General features: G+C 70.6%; 1 protein-coding gene. It reads right to left on the bottom strand.

What is annotated here, in order from left to right; all coding sequences use genetic code 11:
* A partial coding sequence (locus ACFZCY_RS45420) for a beta-ketoacyl synthase N-terminal-like domain-containing protein (protein WP_391187704.1) occupies window positions 1-2,401 on the bottom strand: 2,401 nt, incomplete at both ends.

The raw sequence follows: 2,401 nt of genomic DNA, 5'->3' as shown, positions 1-2,401 counted from the left end.
AAACCTCATCCAACGCAGCAGCAAACACCCCATCCACCCCATACAACTCCCGCCCCATCCCCACCCACTGCGCACCCTGACCCGTAAACAACAACCCCACACCACGACCCCGCACCGCACCACCACGCACCACACCCCGCCCCGAACCCCCCGACACCACCACATCCAACCCCGCCAACAACTCACCACGATCCCGCCCCATCACCACCACACGCTCACCAAACGACGCCCGCGACACCGCCAACGAATGCGCCACATCCACCACACCCACACCCCCACGCCCCACAAACTCACGCAACCGCACCCCCAGCGCCCGCAACCCCTCACCCGAACGCGCCGACAACGACCACGCAACAACCGAAGGCACATCCCCACCCGACGCCTCAACCGGAGGCGCCTCAACCGGCGCCTCCTCCAAAACGACGTGCGCATTGGTCCCGCTGATCCCGAAAGCAGACACGGCGGCACGCCGAACACGGTCCGCCCGCTCCGGCCACGGGCGCGCTTCCGCCAGCAACTGCACCGTGTCAGGCGACCAGTCGACATGTGCGCTCGGCCGGTCCACGTAAAGCGTCCGCGGCAGCATGCCATGCCCCATGGCCAACACCATCTTGATCACACCGGCGACTCCGGCCGCGGCCTGGGTATGCCCGATATTGGACTTCAACGACCCCAACCACAACGGCCCCCCGCCCGCACCCCGATCACGCCCATAGGTGTCCAACAGCGCACCGGCCTCGATCGGATCACCCAACGGCGTCCCCGTCCCATGCGCCTCCACCACATCGACCTCACCCGCAGCCACACCGGCATCGGCCAGCGCCTCACGAATGACCCTCTCCTGCGCCGGACCACTCGGCGCCGTCAAACCATTGCTGGCACCGTCCTGATTGACCGCACTCCCCCGCACCACCGCCAGCACCCGATGACCACGACGACGGGCATCGGAGAGACGCTCCAACGCCAGTACGGCAACGCCCTCGGCCCAGGCAGTGCCTTGGGCATCCGCGGAGAACGGCTTGCAGCGGCCTTCGGGGTCCAGGCCGCGCTGCCGGGAGAACTCCACGAACATGCCGGGTCCGGACATCACCGTGGCGCCACCGGCCAGCGCCAGACCGCACTCGCCCCGGCGCAGCGACTGCACCGCCAGGTGCAACGCCACCAACGACGACGAACACGCCGTATCAACCGTCAGCGCCGGCCCGCGCGTGCCGAGGGTATAGGCGATCCGGCCGGACGCCACACTGGCCGTGGTGCCGGTGAGCAGGTACCCGTCGTATCCGTGCGCGTCCTCGTGGAGCCGTGGTCCGTACTCCGGTGCGACCGCGCCGATGAACACGCCGGTGTCGCCGCCGTGAAGCGACTCGGGGAGCACTCCGGCGTCCTCGAGTGCCTCCCAGGAGGTCTCCAGCAGCAGCCGCTGCTGCGGGTCCATGGCGGTCGCCTCGCGCGGTGAGATACCGAAGAACTCCGCGTCGAACTCGGCGGCCTGGTGCAGGAAGCCGCCCCGCCGCACATAGGTCTTGCCCGGCGTCCCGGGCTCGGGGTCGTACAGAGCGTCGAGGTCCCAGCCGCGGTCGACGGGGAAGGACGAGATCGCGTCGGCGCCGGATGCCAGCAGGTCCCACAGGCCGGCGGCCGAGTCCACACCGCCGGGGAAGCGGCAGCCGATGCCGACGATGGCGACCGGATCGTCGTCCCCCGCACCGCCTCGGAGGGCCGCGGCGCTGGTCCTGTGGGTGTCGGCGGGGTTCGAGCCGTCCTCTCCGAGCAGTGCGGCAGACAGGTGGTCGGCGACGGCACGCGGGGTGGGCAGGTTGTAGACGAGCGTGGGGGCGAGGGTCAGCCCGGTGGCCCGGTTCAGCAGCTCGCGGAGCTCGACGGCGGTCACCGACTCGAGCCCCTGCGAGGTGAAGGTGCGGTCGAGGGCGATCTCGTCGGGGTCGTCGTGGCCCAGGACGGTCGCGGTGGTCTCGCGGACCAGCTGGACGAGTTGCTCGGGCGACAGTGGGTCCTGCTCGGGCGTTGCCGGGTCCGGGGATGCCGCGAGAGGCCTGTCGACCGGTTCCTGAGGGGCCGCCCCGGCGCCCTCCGGGGCGTTGGGGTTCGCCGGCATACCGCTGTCCACCGAGGTTTCGGCGTGCTCCGCCGTCCCGGTGGTGGTCGCGGTCGGCACGGCGCCGGTCGCGGGTTCGCCGTTCAGCGCCGACGACCAGTGCGTACGGCGCTGGAAGGCGTACGTCGGCAGGGGCACCCGCCGCCCGCCGGTGCTGGAGTGGAGAGCCGCGGCGTCCAGATCGGGATCGCGGGTGTGGAGGGTGGCCAGTGCGGTGGTGAACGTCTCCGCCGCCGGACGATCACGACGCATCACCGGCACAAACGCCAGATCAGCCCCACCCCC

Source organism: Streptomyces sp. NPDC007983, assembly GCF_042958345.1.
GTDB lineage: Bacteria > Actinomycetota > Actinomycetes > Streptomycetales > Streptomycetaceae > Streptomyces.
Note: the sequence above shows the minus strand (reverse complement) of the source record. Positions and strands in the feature narration are given on the sequence as shown.